The 21,995-nt window shown below is 38.8% G+C and carries 15 protein-coding genes; 1 reads left to right on the top strand and 14 read right to left on the bottom strand.

What is annotated here, in order from left to right; all coding sequences use genetic code 11:
• Positions 1–16: 16 nt before the first annotated feature.
• From H3Z82_RS12425 to msrB, 4 genes are all read right to left on the bottom strand, one after another.
• On the bottom strand, positions 17–1,579 hold the full coding sequence (locus H3Z82_RS12425; RefSeq protein WP_182205832.1) for a protein adenylyltransferase SelO: 1,563 nt from the start codon (positions 1,577–1,579) through the stop codon (positions 17–19).
• A gap of 197 nt (positions 1,580–1,776) precedes the next feature.
• Positions 1,777–2,046: a GNAT family N-acetyltransferase gene (locus H3Z82_RS12430; RefSeq protein WP_182205833.1), complete on the bottom strand. Its 270-nt coding sequence runs from the start codon at positions 2,044–2,046 to the stop codon at positions 1,777–1,779.
• Positions 2,047–2,069: 23 nt separating this feature from the next.
• Entirely contained in the window at positions 2,070–2,660 is a 591-nt protein-coding gene (msrA, locus tag H3Z82_RS12435; protein WP_182205834.1) for a peptide-methionine (S)-S-oxide reductase MsrA, read from the bottom strand.
• Positions 2,661–2,677: 17 nt separating this feature from the next.
• On the bottom strand, positions 2,678–3,136 hold the full coding sequence (gene msrB / locus H3Z82_RS12440) for a peptide-methionine (R)-S-oxide reductase MsrB (protein WP_182205835.1): 459 nt from the start codon (positions 3,134–3,136) through the stop codon (positions 2,678–2,680).
• A 146-nt stretch (positions 3,137–3,282) separates the two neighbouring features.
• Between msrB and H3Z82_RS12445 the strand changes: the two genes are divergently transcribed.
• Complete coding sequence (locus tag H3Z82_RS12445) at positions 3,283–4,560, top strand: Pycsar system effector family protein (RefSeq protein WP_182205836.1); 1,278 nt, start codon at positions 3,283–3,285, stop codon at positions 4,558–4,560.
• Here H3Z82_RS12445 and H3Z82_RS12450 read toward each other — a convergent pair.
• The 10 genes from H3Z82_RS12450 to H3Z82_RS12495 form a co-directional block, all read right to left on the bottom strand.
• Positions 4,557–6,929: a GAF domain-containing protein gene (locus H3Z82_RS12450; protein WP_182205837.1), complete on the bottom strand. Its 2,373-nt coding sequence runs from the start codon at positions 6,927–6,929 to the stop codon at positions 4,557–4,559. The genes H3Z82_RS12445 and H3Z82_RS12450 overlap by 4 nt on opposite strands.
• 138 nt (positions 6,930–7,067) lie before the next feature.
• Entirely contained in the window at positions 7,068–8,729 is a 1,662-nt protein-coding gene (locus H3Z82_RS12455) for an alpha-amylase family glycosyl hydrolase (RefSeq protein WP_182205838.1), read from the bottom strand.
• 2 nt (positions 8,730–8,731) lie between these two features.
• Positions 8,732–10,153, bottom strand: a complete 1,422-nt coding sequence (locus tag H3Z82_RS12460; protein ID WP_182205839.1) for an alpha-amylase family glycosyl hydrolase — start codon at positions 10,151–10,153, stop codon at positions 8,732–8,734.
• 5 nt (positions 10,154–10,158) lie between these two features.
• Positions 10,159–12,540 carry a glycoside hydrolase family 31 protein gene (locus H3Z82_RS12465; protein ID WP_182205840.1) on the bottom strand — a complete coding sequence of 794 codons (2,382 nt, stop codon included), beginning with the start codon at positions 12,538–12,540 and terminating at the stop codon, positions 10,159–10,161.
• Between the two features lie 132 nt (positions 12,541–12,672).
• The gene (locus H3Z82_RS12470; protein ID WP_182205841.1) at positions 12,673–13,653 is read right to left on the bottom strand and encodes an alpha/beta hydrolase; all 981 of its coding nucleotides are present in this window, start codon (positions 13,651–13,653) and stop codon (positions 12,673–12,675) included.
• Positions 13,654–13,752: 99 nt separating this feature from the next.
• Positions 13,753–15,603: a glycoside hydrolase family 13 protein gene (locus H3Z82_RS12475; protein ID WP_182205842.1), complete on the bottom strand. Its 1,851-nt coding sequence runs from the start codon at positions 15,601–15,603 to the stop codon at positions 13,753–13,755.
• A 40-nt stretch (positions 15,604–15,643) separates the two neighbouring features.
• Entirely contained in the window at positions 15,644–17,950 is a 2,307-nt protein-coding gene (locus H3Z82_RS12480) for a glycoside hydrolase family 65 protein (protein WP_182205843.1), read from the bottom strand.
• A 230-nt stretch (positions 17,951–18,180) separates the two neighbouring features.
• Positions 18,181–18,837: a beta-phosphoglucomutase gene (pgmB, locus tag H3Z82_RS12485; RefSeq protein ID WP_182205844.1), complete on the bottom strand. Its 657-nt coding sequence runs from the start codon at positions 18,835–18,837 to the stop codon at positions 18,181–18,183.
• Positions 18,830–20,362, bottom strand: coding sequence for an MFS transporter (locus H3Z82_RS12490; RefSeq protein ID WP_182205845.1), 1,533 nt, complete (start codon positions 20,360–20,362; stop codon positions 18,830–18,832). The genes pgmB and H3Z82_RS12490 overlap by 8 nt, the downstream gene beginning before the upstream one ends.
• A 327-nt stretch (positions 20,363–20,689) precedes the next feature.
• Positions 20,690–21,730 (bottom strand): LacI family DNA-binding transcriptional regulator, encoded by a 1,041-nt coding sequence (locus tag H3Z82_RS12495; protein WP_182205846.1) that lies wholly within the window; start codon positions 21,728–21,730, stop codon positions 20,690–20,692.
• Positions 21,731–21,995 lie beyond the last annotated feature (265 nt).

Raw genomic sequence — 21,995 nt, forward strand, 5'->3', positions numbered from 1 at the left:
TACGCTCACAATGTTCTTAAGAACTACAGGACAACATGGAAGAACCTACTTTGTGTCGTGCCCACTCTGGGCGCTTTGCAAACCATTTCTGATATTCAGGCTGCTCTTCATAAGGCTTTTTCAACATTTGAAATAATTCATCGATGAGTGAATAATCCTCTTGTTCTGCCTTGTCAATCACTAATTGCGCCATATAATTTCGAAGCACGTATTTTGGATTGACGGCGTTCATTTGGGTTTTTCTTTGCGAATCGGACAAGGTTTCTGTTTGTAATCTTTCTCCATACCGATTAAACCAAGCATGCCATTGTTGACGGATGGTATCAGATAGTTCTTCGGGCACATAAAATGCTTCGTTTATAATTGTGAGTCCCTCAGAAGCTCTATCCCTTTTAAAATCACTTAAGTTTCGGAAGAACATGGTCATATCAGTTTCCGTTATTTGTAATAAATCTTCTAAATCCTGCATCAATAACGCATCTGATTCCGATTCAATTCGCAACCCTAATTTGGATCGCATCATCTTTAACGACTGCGATTCAAAATCGGTTGTGTATTTTTTCAAAATAGCTTCCATAGCTTTTGCATCCTCAATCAACGGAAAAAGTGTATTGGCAAGCTGGTATAAATTCCACAGTCCCATATTGGGCTGATTCCCATATCTGTAACGTTTATTCTGACGATCAGTAGTGTTTGGCGTCCAACCAAAATCGAAGCCTTCAAGCCATCCATATGGTCCGTAGTCAATAGTCAAACCAAGTATGGACATATTATCCGTATTTAAAACACCATGCACAAAACCAACCCGTTGCCAGTGGATAATCATATCTAAAGTACGCTCAGAAACCTCAGCAAAAAATTGGAGATAGGTATCTTTGGACGGTTCCCCCAAATGTGAAAAATGCTGATTTATGGTGAAGTCAAGTAAAACTTTCAAATTCTTATGATCTTGTCGAGCGGCGAAGATCTCATAACTTCCAAATCGCAAAAAGCTTGGTGACAACCTACTTACGATTGCTCCCTTTTCATACGCTGGATTTCCGTTGTACAACACGTCACGCAACACCTGATCGCCGGTCAAAGCCAATGATAAAGCTCTGGTTGTAGGTACGCCTAAATAATGCATGGCTTCACTGCATAGATATTCCCTGATTGATGAGCGCAATACAGCCAAACCATCGCCAGAGCGGGAATAGGGTGTTTCTCCAGCACCCTTCAATTGCACCACCCAGTTTTGACCCTCATGTTCTACTTCAAATAAATTAATGGCACGACCGTCTCCCAACTGACCTGCCCAATTCCCAAATTGATGTCCACCGTAACACATGGCGTAAGGTGTGGTGTTTTCCAAAACCTTATTTCCCGTCATGACTTTTAAAAAGGCCTCAGACTTTGCATCAGCTTCTGAAAGGCCCAATTTAGTCAACATGTCAGGCGACACATGCAGCAATTGAGGTTTCGAAGTCGGTTTAGGAGTCACGTATGAAAAACACGCTTCAGTGACTTGACGCCTCGTGTTTTCCAAATTAGAATCTGCCGGTAGTTGAGCGGTGAATTTATCTTTAATATTGAGTTTCATTAATTATATTTTATCTTAAGATCTTTTTGTGACGAATGTCTAGTGAATCAAACATACGCGTCCATTTGCATATTGAAATGTGGGATTTTTGTCATAATCAACAACCTCAAAGTAGGCTCACGAGGCATGAATATGAAACTGTCATTTTTAATCGACGAAAACCTCGAAGCATTAAAGCCCACTGGTGGGAATAGTATTTAACCAATAATGGGATTCCATTTTTCACTATCTCTGGCAACCGATTTTATATAACCACAAACAGCAACGGCTTCATATCCTTCTTCGGTCAACTTCTCAAAAGTTTTTTCAACGAGTATTTTACCAATCCCCTGTCCGCGAATATTGAATGGCACTTCACTGTACTCCAAATACATTTTTCCGTCTTTTAGCGTATAGTCCACAGTTGCGTTTTCGCCATCAACTTCCATTATATATTGCTGATTTTCTTTATCGTGATTCACTTCCATATTTCTGATCTTTTTAATTAAACCTACAGGATGTCCACCTTTCCTCCGAAAGCGGGATATGGTGCAGGTTGAGATTGGACGATTTTATCGGCATACATTTTCCGCAATCGAACCAACTTAGGAGTTATGACTGCACTGCAATAGCCAGCTGTTGGATTGTTGGCATAATAATTTTGGTGAACTTCTTCTGCCTCATGAAATTTTTCTACAGGACTAATTTCCGTCATGATAGGCTTATCATAATACGGCGCGATTTCATTGGCCACAAATCCGGCAGTTTGCTTTTGTTTTTCATTGTGATAATAAATAACAGAGCGGTATTGGGTTCCTACATCTGCTGCCTGTCCGTTCAAAGTGGTAGGATCATGACTGGTCATAAAAATGACCAATAAATCTTCATAACTGATCATAGACGGATCAAAACTTACCTGAACTACTTCAGCATGACCTGTCAACCCAGAACACACTTCTCTATAGGTAGGCGTTCCAGGAACAGTACCACCCATATAACCGGAAACCACGTTCTCAACGCCGTTTATTTCATTGAATATTGCTTCAATACACCAAAAACAGCCACCACCAACCGTCATTAACTGTAAGTTTTTATCTGACATATTCTTCCTTCAATTATTTAAATTGCCTTCTTGGATGTATCCAAAACCATGGATTCAGAATTGACACAATAGCGCAATCCGCTTGGTTCTGGTCCATCAGGAAACACATGTCCTAAATGGGCATCACAAACATTACACATCACTTCTACTCTGACCATTCCGAATGAGGTATCCCTTTCATATTTTATGGCATTCTCCTTAATAGGCTGTGTAAAACTTGGCCACCCTGAGCTGGATTTAAATTTTATAGTGGAGTCAAACAATGGGGTATTGCAACACAAACAATTGTATTGACCTTCATCAAAAACATTGCAATGCGCACCTGTTCCGGGAGCTTCGGTTCCTTTTTGTCTTGCCACTCTATATTGTTCCGGGGTTAACAATTCACGCCATTCAGCTTCTGACTTTTCAACTCTCCTTTCTGGTTTAGGATTTCCTTTTACGGCAAATTCCATCACATTCTTCCATGTAAGCATATCGTTAAAGTATTTTTCTTAAAGTTAAAAAATATTATACGGATTTGGTCGGGTTTTAACGTTTTGCATTACAAATAGTCGTCAATGAATCCAAATTCCTGATTAATTTTTTAGTACTTTGTATGAAAATTTTTTAGATCACATTTATGGCTGATATCATCACAAAAACTGAGGATTTTGTATTTAATCTGTTTAAGGAAGACTTACCCAACACGTTCCTTTATCATAATTTCACGCATACTAAACGTGTATTGCGAAGCGCGAATGAGATCATTGATAATTCTGAGGTTACTGCTGCTGATTCCAAAATCCTCCAACTTGCTGCTTTGCTTCACGATACTGGGTACACCAAGACAAGAGAGGACCATGAAGAAGAAAGTGTTAAGATAGCTACCAAATTCTTAGAAGAACAACAGGTTGAAAAGTCTATTATTGAAGCCGTCAATAAATGTATTATGGCGACTAAATTCAAGGATACCCCAAAAACTGAACTCGAAAAAATAATAAGAGATGCCGATGCCTCTCATTTTGGAAAGGACTATTTTGATGAAGCGAGCGAGTTCTTACGCAAAGAATTGGAATTACAAGACGTAATAACTTATACGACTTCAGAATGGTTGGCCGAAAACATTGAGGTATTGTCACAAAAACATCAGTTTTATACAGATTATGCCTTAAGAAATTGGCAGCAACAGAAAGAGATTAATTTAGCTGAGCTCATCAAATCAAAGAGGAAAGAAAAAAAGAGACATAAGAAAGAACAAATGAAGGCGCGGTATAAGGCAAAAGCCAAAGATGCGAGTCCAGAGCGTGCCATTCAGTCATTTTACAGAACATCGTTGCGAAACCATATTAAACTAAGTGATATTGCAGATACAAAAGCTAACATCCTGTTGTCAGTCAATGCCATTATTATCTCATTAATGCTCTCTACCCTATTTTCAAAATTTGACAATCCAGCCAATCAATTTTTAATTGTACCTACTATTATCTTAATGCTCTCCAGCATTACCTCGATGATTCTATCTATCGTCGCAACACGCCCAAACGTTACCAGCGGCGAATTCACAAAAGAAGATGTAAAGAACCAAAAAGTGAATCTGACCTTTTTTGGTAATTTCCATAAGATGAAACTAGAAGATTTCGAATGGGCAATTACTGAGCTTTTAAAAGATAAAAATTACGTCTATAGTTCGTTGACAAAGGATCTTTACTTTTTAGGAAAGGTACTGGATCGGAAGTATCGCATTTTAAGGGTGACCTATACCGTCTTTATGGTGGGCATGATTATATCCGTAATTGCTTTTGCAGTTTCCTTTAAGTTCTCTCCAAATGCCAATATTGATAATGTTTTAAAATCAGGAGATCAGGCAATAAACATCATAGAACCTCAGCAGAAAACATCCCATAACTATTTTGTTTAGGATTCGATTTCATTCATCAAATCATTATAGGTATAATAATAATCTTCTTTATGGTGATTATATAGGATAGGCACACGTATAGCCTTTAAACCAGCAATACCCTGAAGATCTTCAAGTTCGAGCAATTCAATGGGCGAACCAAATACCTTTTTAAATTGCAGGAACTTAATGTATTGCAAATAAGCTTGCTCGTCCTCTTTTTGAGAGTAAATGATGGTCAATTTGCCATTTACGGTCACACGCTCATTAGTACCTCTTATGAAGGCTTTATCCACACGCTTTTTAATTACTTCATAACTTGCGTTATAGGTACCATAGACATCAAATTGCTTTTCATCTGTTCTAAATTGGATGGTCAAAGGCTTATTGAAGACTAAAATCATTGACGCCACATCAACAGATGAAGGATAATTCTGCCTATTTCTATAAAATTCATTCTCCATTTCGCACATCACCTGGAGTTGCCATAATCGCAAATTATAGAAATAGATGTCATGAAAACCTTGCTCTTTGGTAATAGATTCACCAATATACATATTGTGTTCCACGCCATCCGTTTTATAACGATCAAAATAATGTGGATACATTTGTTGTGCTTCCTCCTGTTTATGATCAAGGATCTGCGTCATGTCTTTATTAATCAAGGCAATGGTGTCGTCATATTTTTTTCGATAGAAATAAATGAGACTTAAACGTTGGTCTATTTTAGCAAAGTAGTTCTCAATATCACCGCGGAGCATCCCATTTTTTTGTTCAATAAACTCGAACAGAGGATGAATTTCGTTTTCAAAAAAACTGCTAATTTCTTGCTCACTATCCACTATGAAATGATGGTCTAAGGTATTCAAAAAGATTTCCAACCGATGCAACAATTGCTCATAAACAGGTAGGTTTTCAATTTCTAATTGTGCTTTAACTATTTCTTTGGACAGATTCAGCTGCAAGGACAAATCCTGTCGGGTGGCTTCATTCCTTGTTTCAGAAGAGCCCATAACGTCAATTTGGCCAAAGAGCGGATAGACATCCTTAAAAGTTATTTCTTCAAAAGCGACATTTTTGCCTTTGGTTCTCCTTTTATCAAGAAAAACCCGGGCCGCCTCTTCAAACCTCCAGGATACACTCGGGTGGATGGACGTGCATTCTTGCTGAATAACAGCCTCTATCAAATGCTTTTCCTCTTCCTTTGACCGCAACAATGAAGACACAATAAAAGGCATGACGTCTCTCAATAAATTGGCATTAACGCTGTTGAGTTCTCCTACTTTATGGGAAACGATTTCAAGTACACCCATCAATTCTCCTTCGCTGGAGATGGGCGCGAAGATGGCACTTTTGATGTTCTGATCATACAGGTTTTTATAAAATGGCTCCTGCGATTTGTGATAACATTGCTCCACATCTAAAACTGAAAAATATTCCTTCTCGGTAATAAGTGATTTGTAAGATTCACCACAGAGCGCACTTTGACAAGGAACGATGGCAGTATCCGTAAGCAGATAACTCTCAACAATCTCTCCTTCAACACGTTCAAAAGTCTGACTTTCCTTATTGTACATTACAAAACCCACTTTCAGGTTTTTAATATTGAATAAAGATTCAAAGGTGACTTGAAAGTCATCAATAAAATTATCATTCTTACGTTTTCCGGAGATCAGCAAGGTGGACTTGATATCAGAAATGGCCCGATCATCGGTAACATCAAAAATATTGTTAATTGTAAACCCTTTATAAATATAACTTTGGGGAGGAAATTTCTCACGCCATAAATCAATATCCTCAAAATTACTCAACAACAATCGGTAGTCTTCTTCTGTAATCTCGGGTGCAGATTCTGTTTTAACAACCTCGGCAAAATCAGCATTGAACAAGATTTTATAGGTCCTTAAAATACCATTGACATCCGGAATCTCATAGAACAATGATCTTCTAAAGCTCATCTGATATCCATAATAGAAATATAAAATGATCGTACAGGCCACCCTGTAATGATCATCCTCGGGCATATTGGAAATTTTTAGTTGAAAATCCGGACCGGCATTTTCAACGATGGATTTGAAGCGGGCGGAAGCGTTGAAATTCAAATCGTGCAAGGGCATAGAGGCCGTCTTGATTTCGTTTAAAGTAAGAACCTGGCTGAAAGAGTCTTCAAGAATAATCTGGATTTCCTTTTGATAGGTTTGCAACAATTTAGGATCACTAAAACCAGCTCTTAGCTCAGGAATTGAATTCCCTGCTTGCAGCACACGCTGCGCTTTTTTGACCTTGAAGGGATCATCACTTTGAGCAAGTGTCTCATAACGCTGCAATAGCTTGTCGAAACTTATTTTGAGCGCTAGCGGTGAATCCAAACCATCATTAATATCTTTCATAACGTTTACGTCTTCTCAAATTTACGACATTTTGAGGAAGCTATAAAAAAGAATCGTGTCGCACTAAGTAAAACTCCACGATTCTTTGTTCAGATAAAATTAATCTATAATAAAGCTCAGCTCTCAGGGCAATGGCTGTTATTTTAATTCCAATAACACGATATCAAATTCAGAGTCTATCAGAACCTGACCATTTTCAACAACTACATCTTGATCAGAGTAGGCATCACGCAAAGGCGTACCATCTTCAAACACTCTACCCACGTTTAATGTTTTAGAACTCTTTGGAAGGTCTAAACCCACAATAACCAAATCTTCATAGTCTTCTTTTTTGTAGCTTCTATAAAACACATACGGACTTTCGGTTATCATTTGATGGATGCCTGCACCAACGGCAGGGTGATTTCTTCTGAATTGCCCCAATTTTTGCCAATGGTCTATAATTGATTTGGTGTTCTCGTCTGATCCAATCTGATCCCAATTCATAAAAGATCTTAAGGTGGCATCACCAACAGTTCCTTCTATTACCAAGGGTCTTGCCGATTCATCGCCATAGTAGGTTTGTGAAGTGCCTGGTGCCAACAATAGTTTTGTGGCGGTTTCAAAGGGTTTTTCCCGTGTGGCATCAAAAGGTTCGCCATCGTCATGTGATGATAAATAGTTTAAAACACCAAAGTCCTTTAAGGGTCCATCAAGCTTGTTCGTGTACTTATTGAATAGGCCTTCATAGTCAAATTTTGCCGCATGGTATTTGAATTCAAAATTGATCAAGCTGTTAAAGGCCTTTTCAAAATAATTAATAGAAGTCCCGCCAAGATCATAGGCTGTTCCAGTCGAAATGCCATAACCATAGACCTCTCCAACCAAATAAAATTCGTTGTCGTCCATCACCGCTTCCGGGTTATTGGTTTTCCATTGGTTAAAAGCAAAATCACATTCTGCTCTGAATTCTGACCAAACACTTTCTTCAACATGTTTTACCGTATCTACACGATAACCATCAATTCCAAACTCAGTAATATAATCAGTTAGCCATTTTATGATATAAAAACGAGGTGCTCTGGGGTGGCCAGTTCGTTCAAAGAAGGCATCCAACTCGGCAACTTCCTGCTCATAACGTCCTTCCGACTTCCATTTCTCAACAAGTTGTGGTGGCAAGTCAACAGGGTCATCGCTTTCTGTTTTAATATCTGGAAGATTTTTGACCAACGTGCATGAAATGGTGGAATCATAGGACGTATAATCACAAGTTGGATCGGTACGCACCCACTCGTCGGGCCATACAGGATCTACTGGAGTAACTGGCCCCGTGTGATTGATGACAGCATCCAACAAAACACGAATCCCTCTTTTGTGTGCCGCAGCAATCAAGACCTTTAAATCTTCCTTGGTTCCAAAATTTGGGTCAATAGCCGTCCAATCCTTGGTCCAGTAGCCATGAAATCCGTAAGTAATGCCGGTTCCTTCATCAGTACCACCATGTATTTGTTCTACAATCGGCGTCATCCAGATTGCGTTGACACCCAAATCGGAGAAATAGCCATCTTCTATTTTTTGTGTGATGCCTTTCAAATCGCCTCCTTCAAAACCTCTTAGTTTGCCGGTTTCTTTGGTCCGATCAAAATTTACATCGTTCGAGGTATCGCCATTATTAAAACGATCCGTCAATAAAAAGTATAGGTTCGCACCTTCCCAAACAAAAGGCTCTTCTTTTATTTCATTCATTGTCATTAATTTACGCTCTTCTTTACAGCTTAATAAAACGAAGCTACAAAGAAAACACCATAATAAATTCCTCATAATTATTCTGTTAAGATTCGGTATTCCCATGGTTTTAGAACAAGCACATTGTCATTCATTTCAATAGGTTCATTAGTCATATAATCCGTGAAATTTCCTTTTATAGGCGCAGAGAATGACTGCTCTTGGTTTGAAAAATTCCCTACAAAAGTGACTGTAATGTTGTTTTTACTCCGTTGAAATGCCAATACTTTGTCATTGGTAGTTTCCAAATCCTTATAGGTTGCTGGATCTTTCCCTCCGTTTAATGCCGGATTCGTATTCTTCAAGGTTCCAAGCTTTTCAAGCAGTGGCCACATCTTTCCTTTTGTTTTTGGAATGGAATCCTTTTCAAAAAACTTCAATCGGTGGTCCATATCATACTCCATCCCGGAATAGATTAACGGCATTCCTGGAATGACATAGCTAAATGCTGTCATTAGTGGCGCAGCGTCTTTCATTCGCTCATTGATAGTTCCATTCCATGAGTTTTCATCGTGGTTGGTCACAAAATTCATAATGATATCATCTTTTTCGTAGATGGACTCAATTTCGGCCCAGCGGTCTTTCCACGCATCCAATCCTTTTTCGCCTTTAGCCATAGCATTCATGACGTGATGAGTGTCCCATCCATAAACCGCGTCGAACAAACCGTCTTTTGCCAATTCAGGTTCCCAAGCTTCAGCCAACATAAAAATGTCTTTTGTACTTCTGAGTTGCGGAATGGCCTCTTGCCAAAAATCTGTTGGAACAGAGGCTGCCACATCACATCTAAATCCGTCAATACCTTCTTCCTTCAACCAATATTGCATGTCAGCAATCATTTCTTTGCGCATGTCTTTATTGTCATAATTCAAATCTGCCACATCCGTCCAATCCGTATCTACAGGATGTGTAATGTTGCCATCTTTATCCTTGGTATAATAATCTGGATTACTTTTGATCCATTCATGATCCCAACCTGTATGATTTGGCACCCAATCCAAAATAACATAAATGCCGTTTTCATGCGCAGTTTTGACCAAATTTCTAAAATCTTCAAGGGTTCCAAATTCTGGATTGATTTTGGTGAAATCGGATACGGCATAATAACTGCCCAGGTATTTGGATTGTTCGGTTTCTGGGAAATCGGAGGCAAATTTACTATCCTCTCCGCCGGTAGCTTTACGTTTGGTTTCGCTGATTGGGAAAATCGGCATCAACCATATCACTTTAACGCCCAGTTCTTTTAACTGCGGAATATCTTTGGTGAATTCATCAAAATGTCCCGAAGGCGAGTATTGTCGAATGTTGGCTTCATAAATAACGGCAGTTTCCAACACGGCATCGGAAATAGGTTGAATGTCTTCTTGAGTCGTTTCTTCAATGAAAGCTTCAACTTTCTTTTCTTCTTTACAAGCAACTATCAGCATAAAACTGAAGATTGCTAAAATGACTTTTTTCATGGTAATTAATTTAATTTGATGTTTAGTTTTAATTCTTTTGAAGTGTTCCATTCTAAAGGAATAGTTATTATTTTTTGATCTTTATTAAAAGTGAAATCCAATTTTTTGCGACTGATCTTAACCGATTTAGGTTTCAGGCTTATGTTGTGAAGGACAAGCTCAATGGATTTTGTTTGTGTTTGAAAATCCGAGCCAAGCTCAGCTTTTATTTCAATTTCAATTTCTTTCGCGCTCACTTTTGATGAAAAGGCCATCAGTTCATAGTGTCCTTTGTCATAGGCATCGGCCGTCAATCCATCATCATTGTACAGTTGGCCTTCACTTTCCTTAACTGTAGCATCATAGAAGAAATGCAATTCAAAAATATGCCCATCGTATTCCTTAGTGCTTTGCATGGGTTTTGCCATAGGAATAAAAGCACCACCACGTACAAATGTCGGAATATGATCTTCGGCAACTTTGACGGTGACACTTTTTCCGCCTTCAAACATTTCATTCGTATAAAAATCGAACCAATTGCTATTTTTAGGGAAGTAAATCTCCTTTTCAGTAATTTGAGATTTAAGAATTGGTGCGATCAAAAAATCATCGCCCCAAAAGTATTCCGAAGCATCGGTTTTGAGTGCTTCTGAATCGTCTTCAAAAAATAATGGTCGCATAAGTGGTGTCCCTTTCGTGTGATTTTGAAAGCTGAGATTATAATTATAGGGCAATAACCTGTAGCGCAATTCGATGGATTTCTTAGCCAGTGCCTTGGTTTTAGAATCCCAGAAAACAGGTTCCGCAGGGACTTCTTCCTGGGCATGCGGACGGTAAATAGGCTGAAAAACACCATATTGCAGCCAACGTGCATACAGTTCAGCATCTTTATTATCGCCGGCAAATCCGCCCAGATCAGAATGCATATAGCCCAAGCCTTGCATACCCATTTGCAGCGCAATTTCAGGTTGACTTTGCAATCCGCCCCAAGTTCTGTTCACATCTCCTGACCACGGAATCATGCCAAATCGCTGAGATCCTGAATAGCCGGCGCGCATCAATATGAAAGGTCTCTGATTGGGAAAATCAGTCTTATAGCCTTCTGCAATTAAGCCTGCCCAATCGTGGCCATAAATATTGTGGACCTCATCTGCTGTTCCTGTAGCATGAATTAACTTTGATGGATGAACTTCTGGTTCGCCCAAATCGCCCCAAACTCCTGTCACGCCCATATCAGCCAATCCTTTGTAAATATCCCAAAACCAAGTTTTTCCTTTCGGGTTATAGATATCGATCAATCCCGTATTTCCAAAATAGAAATCAAACGTGTATGGATTTCCGACAGAATCCTTTGCCATCACATCTTTGTCGACGACTTCTTGCCAGCGCTTGGAGGTAGTCAAAACAAATGGCTCAGTCACCAAAATCGTGTTGACATGGTCAGACTTTAGATCTTTGATCATTTGGGTCGGATTAGGGAAGGAGTCTTTTAAAAACTCCAGATTTCCCATATGCCCTTTAATGTCTTTACCAAACCAAAAAATATCGATGATCACTGCATCCAACGGAATTTGTTCATCCCTAAACTTTTGAACTGTAGCTTCAACTTCCTTTTGGGAATGGTAGCCAAAACGGCTTGAAAAATTCCCCAAGGCCCAACGCGGTGGCAAGGGTTGTTTCCCAGTTAAATCGGTATAATTATCGATCAAATCTGTCCAAGAATCGCCCACAATGACTTGGTAGGTTTTTCTGCCAAAAATGGTTTCATAAGTCAAGGTGTTCTCTTTTTTACTGTCCAAGTCCAAAAATCCGATAGGTGCATTATCAAAATGAACCATATATTGGTTTGACGACATCATGATTGGCATCGTATAGTTCATCAACTCCGAGTGGGTTTCGTAACCGTAATGCGCACGGTTGTACAGTTGCAATCGGTGACCACGACGGTTCATGCCCAAGGCCCTTGCACCACCGCCATAAAGGATTTCATCTTTTGTGATGTTGAACTGGATGGTTTCCAAGCTGTCGTTTTTGACGTAGCCCATTTTTTCTGAAATGATGGGTTTGCCTTTGTAGGAATACGAAATTTGAAAAGGTTGTTTTTGAACGGTAATCGAAATTCCTGGTGTTTTCAATTCAAAGGACGTATCGGTTTTGAGCAATCCTGATTCTACTGTTTCTGGTTTTAAAACAACGGCGTGTGAATTTTCATTGAAAGTCTCGCCGTTAGGAATAAAGGTGGTTTCAACAATACGTTCACTGTAGGGAATAATTTTATAAACACCATCGTGGACTTTTACTTCCAGAACGTTGTTATCGTAATTGATGGATTCAAAAGTTCGGTTTGGGTTTTGTGAGAAACCCAGGAGTGATGATATTAGGGATATTATTAATAGGTGATTTTTCATTTATTATTCGCTTTCAAAATTCAAGTTTTTGCTCAAACCTGACAGGTTTATTCAGAAGTTTTACCCCTTTTTAAATCAGGCTGTTTTTTTAGACCTAACAGGTTTTTGAAACCTGTTAGGTCTGATAACGTCCTATTCGGTTCTTCCCAACAAAAACGTCAATGGAATATCCAAGCGTTTTTGCCACGAAATCTCTGTATGCTCTGCGCCATCAAACTTTAGGTTTCTAAAATTAGATGAATCATAGCCTTTGCCTTTAAAAATCTTGTCGACTCTTGGTGCATATTTCGGATAGAATTTATCCAATGTTTCTGTACCGTAATCAAAATAGAATCGGTGGGTTTTTGGAGAAGGTAAATTAGCCTTCATATATTCAAAAAACGTATCGGCCAATAAATCGCCATCATTAGGATTGGTGCCGGGCCAATGGGTTGATAAGCATGCGGCGGCTCCAAAAACATCAGGATATTCGCAAATAGCATACATTGAAATCAATCCGCCCATACTTGAACCTGCTACAAATGTGTTGTTCCTATCGGTCAACACCGAATAATTGGCATCCACATAAGGTTTTAATTCATTGACTATAAACCCCAAATAATTATCTGAAGTCACGTTATCAAACTTAAAATTGTCCTTCTTGGCCTGCTCAAAAAGTGAATCGCGAACCGACTTAGGCAAGGATTCAAAAGGCTTTTGTGGAAAATACTCACTGTGACGTAAATCGTTGATATTAAAAGGAGCCACCACAATAAAGTCTCTGGTGATGCTGTCGTTCATCAATTGACTTGATGTTTCATCCACTTTCCACTCTTGTTTATTCCAAGTAATCGTGCTATCAAACAACATTTGCCCATCGTGCATATACATTACCGCATATTTTTTACTGTTGGAATAGTCTTCTGGTAACCATATATCAACTTTTCTTGGCGGGATATAATTGGATGGGAAATCATCAATCCGCAACAAACTTCCTCCCGCAAAATCGCCTTCAATGGTTTCTGTTTGAACCTTGGAAGTGTCTGCTGGCTTAATGATAGTTTTCTCTTCTTTTTTAGTTTCACAAGAAAGTGAACTAATGAAAATGACAAGTATGTAAATAATTCTTTTCATCTTTTGTTATAAACCTACAAGGTTTTCAAAACCTTGCAGATTGTTTTTTCGCAAAACTTAGCGGATTATGAATTGGAATTAGTGAAATTTTTTGAGAATTTAAAACTCAATGATCATCGACGTTTTTCCGTCAATAGTCAAAGTGTCCTCCAAAGCTATTCTTTCATCTGATAACATTTCATTTCCATATTTTTCCGCACCAATCATTTCGGCAAAGCGCTTTAAATCTAAAGTTTGAGCTTTAGGATTGTTATTGATGATCACCATCACTTTATCGTCAGTATGGTATCTAAAATACACATAGACATTATTCTCTGGAACAAACTGCATAGTTTTACCAGAATGTATGACTGACTTCGACTTTCGCCAGTTGAAAAGTTTCTTTGAAAATTCAAAAAACTCAGTTTGCTCTGCCGTTCTTCCTTCTGCGGTAAATGCATTCATAGGATCGCCTTCCCATCCACCAGGAAAATCACGACGGATATCACCATCACCCTTCAAGTCTCTATTCCCAACCATCCCCAATTCGTCACCATAATAGACTTGAGGAATCCCTCTAACTGTTGCAATAAGCGTCATAATCATCTTATAGGTATTGATATCCGATCCGTAGATCTCACTGATCCGATTGGTATCATGATTGCCCGCAAACACAAAAATATTGTTGATGTCTGGGTACAAAAAGTCATTCACAAAGTTCTCATAAGCTTTGATCATCCCTTTATCCCACCCTTGCTCATCTTCTGCAAACATTTCCAAAATGGCATCGTGGAGGGTAAAATCCATGACGGTTGGCAAATGGGAATTGTAATTATCAATGGCTCCTATTTTACTGTCTTTTTGCCAATAGGCCATTTGCGCCTGATTATGCATCCAAACCTCACCAGCGATATTGAAATTAGGATACTCGTCCATAATGGTCTTGGTCCATTCTGCAATTCCATCTTTATCATTATATGAATAGGTATCTACACGAAATCCGTCCAGATCGGCAAATTCAACCCACCAAATGGCGTTTTGAATCATATAGGTCAAGACCAAAGGATTTTTCTGATTGATGTCTGGCATAGTCGTATCAAACCATCCATTCATACAAGCTTCCTTATCAGCTTCAGAGGCGTTCGAATCAAATTGGGTGGTCATTCTATAGCTGCTTCTTTGAAATCCGTTTTCGCCATTTTCCCAATAATGAATCCAATCTTTAGATGGCAAATCCTGAATCATCCAATGCTTGCTACCCCAATGATTGGTCACATAATCCATGAGGAGTTTCATATCGCGCTTGTGCATTTCAGATGTCAATCGTTTATAATCCTCATTGGTTCCAAAGCGCGGATCAATTCTATAATAATCGCTCTGGGCGTAAGTGTGATACGAAAAGACAGGCTCATTGTCTTCCAGAAGTGGCGTACTCCAAATGGCTGTCACACCTAAGTCGTCCAAATAATCCAAATGATCAATAATGCCCTGAATATCGCCACCGTGGCGCCCTGAAAGCTCCTCCCGATTCACTTTTTCGAGTGTATCATCCGTGTTATCGTTATCAGGATTTCCATTGGCAAACCGATCTGGCATGATCAAATAAATCAGATCACTGGAATCGAAGCCTTTTCTTTGGGCAGAATTTTCACGACGCGATTTAAACTCGTATGATTTGGTGCTCACAATTTTATTGTCCTCTGAAAATTGAATTTCATAGGTCCCAGGACTTACATTCTTGGTATTGATGGTGACAAAAAGATAATTTGGGTTTTCAGTTTTTTGAATATCGGTAATTTGAATCCTGTTCGAAAAAGCCACGTCAAAGTGCGCGATATTCTTTCCATAAACCATCAATTGAAGTTCTGGGTTATGCATTTCCGACCACCAAAAAGGAGGCTCAATCTTTTCAACCTGCGAAAAAAGTGTCATGCTTAAAAGTAGTATTAAAATGCTCAATAAGTTCTTCATTTTATCTCATTTTTGAAGTTTTCATCAAATCATGATCCGATTAGACGGTTACCATGTCATTCGGCTTTATGGTCACCACTTTTCCGTTGACCAAAATATCCATCGCTTTATCGCCTTCCAATTCAAGTTTTGTCTCGGTTTTACCTACATTTATTTTAAGAATTTGGTTCCTAAAATTGATTTTAAATGAGTAGGAATCCCATTGTTCTGGAATTTGTGGTTTAAAAGACAGTTTATCATCAATGACGCGCATGCCACCAAATCCTTCTACAATACTCATCCAGGTTCCTGCCATAGAGGTGATGTGCAAGCCTTCTTCCACCTCGTGATTGTAATCGTCTAAATCCAATCTTGCGGTACGTACATAAAACTGGTAAGCCTGTTCCATTCTACCCAATTTTGCAGCCTGAATGCTGTGTACACATGGCGAAAGGGAACTTTCATGAACCGTGAACGGCTCATAAAAATCAAAATGACGCTCCAATTCTTCCATCGTAAATTGATCTTCGAAGAAATAAAACCCTTGAAGCGTATCTGCCTGTTTAATGTATGGCGAACGCAAAATCCGGTCCCAGGACCATGTCTGATTGATTGGACGTTCTGATCTTGGTAGATCTTTTACCGTAATCAACTCCTTGTCCAAAAACCCGTCTTGTTGCAAGTATACTTGGTGCTCTTCGGAGTATGGAAAGTATATATTTGACGCAATTTCTTTCCAATCTGATAGTTCACTATCCAACAGTTTCGTTTTATCAACCACACGTTTTAAGTCTGATGCATAATCATCCTTCATTTTTTCAATGATTTCTAACGTGTAATTAAGACACCATTGTGCGGTATAATTGGTATGAAAGTTATTGTTGATATTATTCTCATATTCATTAGGACCGGTTACCCCCAGGATGACATACTTATTTCTGTAAGTGGAAAAGGTGGCGCGTTGCTTCCAAAAACGTGCAATTGCAATCAAAACTTCCAATCCTTTTTCAGGGATATAACTGAAATCGCCAGTATAGCGGTGGAAATTAAAAATGGCAAAGGCAATGGCCCCGTTACGATGGATTTCCTGAAAGGTTATCTCCCATTCGTTATGGCACTCTTCACCGTTCATTGTTACCATTGGGTACAAAGCCGCTCCATCTTTAAACCCGAGTTTTTCAGCATTTTCGATGGCTTTCTCCAAGTGATTGTAACGATAGGTCAATAGGTTTCTGGCAACTTCTTGATCTTTGGTGGCCATATAAAAAGGAATACAATACGCTTCCGTATCCCAATAGGTACTACCGCCATATTTTTCACCTGTAAATCCTTTAGGACCAATATTCAAACGCGCATCCTTACCTATGTAGGTATGGTTGAGTTGCATGATATTAAAACGTATCCCCTGCTGCGCTCTGACATCGCCTTCAATAGTGATATCTGACATTTTCCAGATTTTAGCCCATGCTGCTTTTTGGTCTTCCAACATCTGATCGAAACCAAGTTTTGAAGCTTTACTCAAGGTTTTCTTTGCGACTGGAATTAGATCGTTCTTATCATGGTAGCGATCCACGGTATAGCCTCCAAATTTGGTCAAGGTTAATGTGTCATCCTTTTTGACCTGCGAACTGTATTCGAAAGCGATGGTTTTATCGGTTTTGTTTATGCTTTTATTGGCATTTACAACTTTACCATTTAAACTCAACTGCGTTTGCATAGCGGTACACACATGAAAATTGGTGATCATGGTGTGCGACACAATATACGCTTGATCACCTTCAGAATCGACACTTAAAATATTCCAGAATTTATCATCCCAATTGCTGTCCTCGTTGGTAATTCCGGCATCGAGATATGGTTCAAAAACAATTTGAGCGTCATTATTTAAAGGTGTTATATTGTACTGAATCACGCCAACCTCATCCATATCCAAACTCAAAAAGCGTTTGGTTTCTACTTTTAGGTCGATGGAATTTTGAAGTGTCACCTCAAAACTTCTGGACAACCAACCTTCTTTCATATTGAGTTCCCTTCTGAATTTTCGTACCTCTTTACAGGCTGCCAAATCCAAGGCCTCACCGTTGATTGTGACATTGATACCAATCCAATTAGGAGCGTTGAGCACTTTGGCGAAATATTCTGGATACCCGTTTTTCCACCATCCTACCCTCGTTTTGTCGGGATAATAAACACCGGCCACATAACTACCCTGGAAGGTTTTTCCCGAATAATGCTCTTCAAAATTGGCGCGCTGGCCCATGGCGCCATTACCAATACTAAAAATACTTTCAGAAGATTTGAGACGATCGGCTTCAAAGCCCTCTTCAATGATGGACCAATTGTTTGGTACGATATAATCTTGATTCATTTGTTATAATTATTAAGCTATTCCGAGGATTGAAATAATGGTATTGTCTTATTATAGGGTTCCTTTATTTCGTTCGGAATGACGTTTAGTGTTTTAATTTATTTTTAACCCCAAGGGACGCAAGTTTTTTATCAAGTGCCACAATGAAGTTGTTATTTTTTATTAGTTTTATATCTTAATACTTGATACTTTGTACTTAATACTTGATACTTTGTACTCAATACTTGATCCTACCTGTTAATTAATTCATTTAAAAAATCATCATCCATTTCCGTAAAATCGGAAAAGACATAATCTGCTTCATGAAGCGTGTTCTTATCGCCAATGCCAATGGAAATCATTCTTGCATTGTTTGCCGCTTGAATTCCCGCCACCGCATCTTCAAAAACAATACAATGTTCGGGGGGAACATTTAAATGTTCCGCAGCTTTTAAAAACACTTCGGGGTCTGGTTTGCCTTTGGTGACGTCGTTTCCATCGACGATGACGTCAAACTTTTCGAGGATATTGACTTTTTCCAAGATCATCCGAGCATTTTTACTTGCTGACCCCAAGGCGATATACTGCTTTTTCCCTCTCAGAAAATCTAAAGTTTTAGTGACATCAGGAAGAATTTCCTCTTCGTCCATTTTATCGATATAGGTCAAATAATCATCATTTTTAAACGCCATAAGTCTTGTAAACTCAGCATCACTGATGCTTTTATTTCCCCAAACGAGAATTTTCTCCAAAGATTTGACTCTGCTGACCCCTTTGAGTTGTTCATTTTGATGCTCGGTAAAATCAATTCCGATAGTACCTGCCAGCTTTTTCCAAGCCAGAAAGTGGTACTTTGCCGTATCTACGATCACGCCATCAAGATCAAATATGAATGCTTTTTTAGTCATTTTTTATTGTATTTACTTTGTCATTTACCATTAGCGAAAGAAGTCCTGCCAAGATCATCGAGCAACCTCCAATCAATAAGGCATAAATAGGTTCGTTATTAAAAAACTTGGACACCATAAATCCAAGGATGGAAGCGGCCACCAATTGCGGAATCACAATAAAGAAATTGAATACGCCCATATAATAGCCCATTTTAGAGGCTGGAAGCGCTCCTGAGAGCATGGCATAAGGGACAGACAAAATACTGGCCCAAGCAATTCCGACGCCAATCATCGGTAACCATTCCATGGTGAAGGTAGTGGGATTGGTGATGAAATATAGTGACATCATCCCGAGTCCGCCAGCCACCAATGCCAAGAAATGCGTAAATTTTCGACTGGTTGCTTTTGCCAATAACGGTAATAAGAATGCTACAGCAGCAGCGATAATATTGTAGTTGGCAAACATTTCGCCCACCTGATTCGCACCGGTATTATAATCAATAGATGTGGTATCGGTCGTTTGATAGATATGTTCAGTAACGGCCGCAGTGGTGTAAATCCACATTGAAAACAACGAAAACCACGAAAAAAACTGAACCCAAGCCAATTGTTTCATAACCTTTGGCATCATCTGAAAATCATTCATAATATTCACAAAACCATTTCTGACTTTGTTGGCCTGCAAATACCCTGATACAATTAGGGCTATTCCACCAGAAGTGATCAATCCAAAAGTGAGCACATAGAGATCCTTTTTCAGATCAAAATTATATACCAAGTAACTGGACAACAAGCCAATGAACAAGATAATAAAGCCTTTGATCAGATGTGACTTTCCATTTTTTTGGTACCATTCTTCAGAAAAACTTTCACGTACAGGTTTGAATTCCTTTTCCTGCTCTTCAAAAATCTTCATTTCTTCAGGGGTGTATTCCTTAGATCTTAGGACCGTCCATAATACGGCTAGAAAAAAAGCAGCCCCACCGATATAAAATGAATATTTGACCGAATCTGGAATAATTCCCTCCGGCGCCGTATTGGCCACACCAAAATAAGTAAGGATCAATGGCAACTTAGAAGCCACATAGGCACCAATACCAATAAAGAAACTTTGCATGGCGAAGCCTTTGGTTCGTTGCTCATCCGGAAGATTATCTCCAACAAAGGCACGGAACGGTTCCATGGATACATTTATGGACGCATCCAAAATCCAGAGCATTCCTGCTGCCACCCAAAGTACGGGCGAATTGGGCATGACGAACAAAGCCAACGAAGCAAAAATAGCGCCTATCAAAAAATATGGTCGTCGACGTCCTAAACGAGAATGCCAAGTCTTATCACTTAAATAACCAATAATGGGTTGTACAATTAAACCCGTCAATGGCGCAGCCACCCAAAGAATTGGAATATCATCAATCTCGGCTCCTAAAGTTTGGAAAATACGGCTAACGTTGGCATTTTGTAGGGCAAAACCCATTTGGATTCCCAGAAAACCGAAACTCATGTTCCAAATTTCCCAAAATCCAAGCGTACGCTTTTTCATCAAAGTATATTTAAATTAATACTATTGATAAGCGATAAAACTTATCAAAACTTATTTTTAAGAAGTGAAAATAAAGTTTTGATTATGTGGTAAAGATAGTAAAATTTTTAAATCTGCAATACTTTTTTGGTGTTACCCTAATTTCTACGGGTTATGAATTTGATATTTTAATGTGCCCTTGAATGGGAAATTCTACGGCCTGCCTATATAATCAGTGTCTATTGGACGGTTTTCAAAAATTGATTTTAATCTTATGTCTTAAGTTTCTAAGTCTTAAAATCATATTCACTGTAAATCAATTGCCTACCAGCGTCGAAAAAGAATTTCTTATTTGGTGGAGTTTCTTTCAACGAGTTCGGTTTCAATGACAATGGTAGTGTACTGCTCTTCTTCGGCTTCACGCTCAAGATTGTCTATTAGTAATCCTGCCGCCTTTTCCCCCATATCTTGTCCGTGCTGATTGACTGTCGTTAAACTGGGCGTAGCGTGCTTAGAAAGCACTCCATCAGTAAAGCCAATAAATTGAATCTCGTCTGGGATTTTCATACCCAAATTACGGGCAACTTTCATAGCGATAATGGCATATAGCTCATTTACGGCAAAAACACCATCGATGTTTTTATTGGTGTGAAATAAGCCCTCAATCTCCTTTTCGAGAGATTCCAAATGGTCTTCAGAAACCAGTTCGTCATCCACTTTCAGAATCAAATCGGTATCTGGAGTAATTCTGTAATCTTCTAAAGCCTCCAAATAGCCCTGAGTTCGAAGTTTACCGACACTGACGTAGTCTTTTGTAGTAATAATAGCCACGTTTTTACAACCATTGGAAAGGAGTTTTGAGACCGCTTTTTTCGAACCTTTTACGTCGTCAATGATGACTTTATCACAATGAATGTCATTTACGATACGATCAAACATCACAATTGGCATCCCTTGGTTAATGGTTTCCTTGAAATGATGATAATCTTGTTGCTGTAATGTTTCTTTCGCAATGGAGAGGATAAAACCGTCAATACTGCCATTGGCCAACATTTGCAGGTTGATCACCTCTTTGTCAAAGGATTCATTGGAAAGCCCGATAATCACATTATACCCTCTTTTGTTTGCAACCAATTCAATGCCCCGGATAACCTTGGAAAAGAAATGATGCACAATTTCGGGAATAATGACTCCGATAGTTTTGGTTTTTCGGTTTTTCAGACTTAGTGCTATATTGTTAGGCCTGTAATTATATAGCTTGGCAAAAGCCTGCACTTTTTGCCGGGTATCTTCACTGATTTCAACACTGTCTCTCAGCGCCTTAGATACTGTGGAAATTGAGACATCCAGCTCTCTTGCTATTTGTTTTAAGGTGATTTTTTTCTTCATGATATCGTCTTGCCAAAATAGGATTTTTAAACGTCAATAATCTAATTAAAATTAATAACAAATTCAACAACGCAAGCTAAAGTTATAGCATTGTTACTAATTGCTCTATTTTTTTGATTATATTTAGGTTACTTCCCCAAAACACAAAAAAGTTGTCAACACGAAAACGTTTTCGCTAAAAATATGGCAACGAAATTTCTCAAATTCAATTTTAAATTACATAAGTTTAACCCAAGAAGTGAAAATATAAGTGAATTATTAATAC

Origin of the sequence: Gelidibacter maritimus (assembly GCF_014062315.1) — a bacterium.
Classification (GTDB): Bacteria; Bacteroidota; Bacteroidia; order Flavobacteriales; family Flavobacteriaceae; genus Gelidibacter; species Gelidibacter maritimus.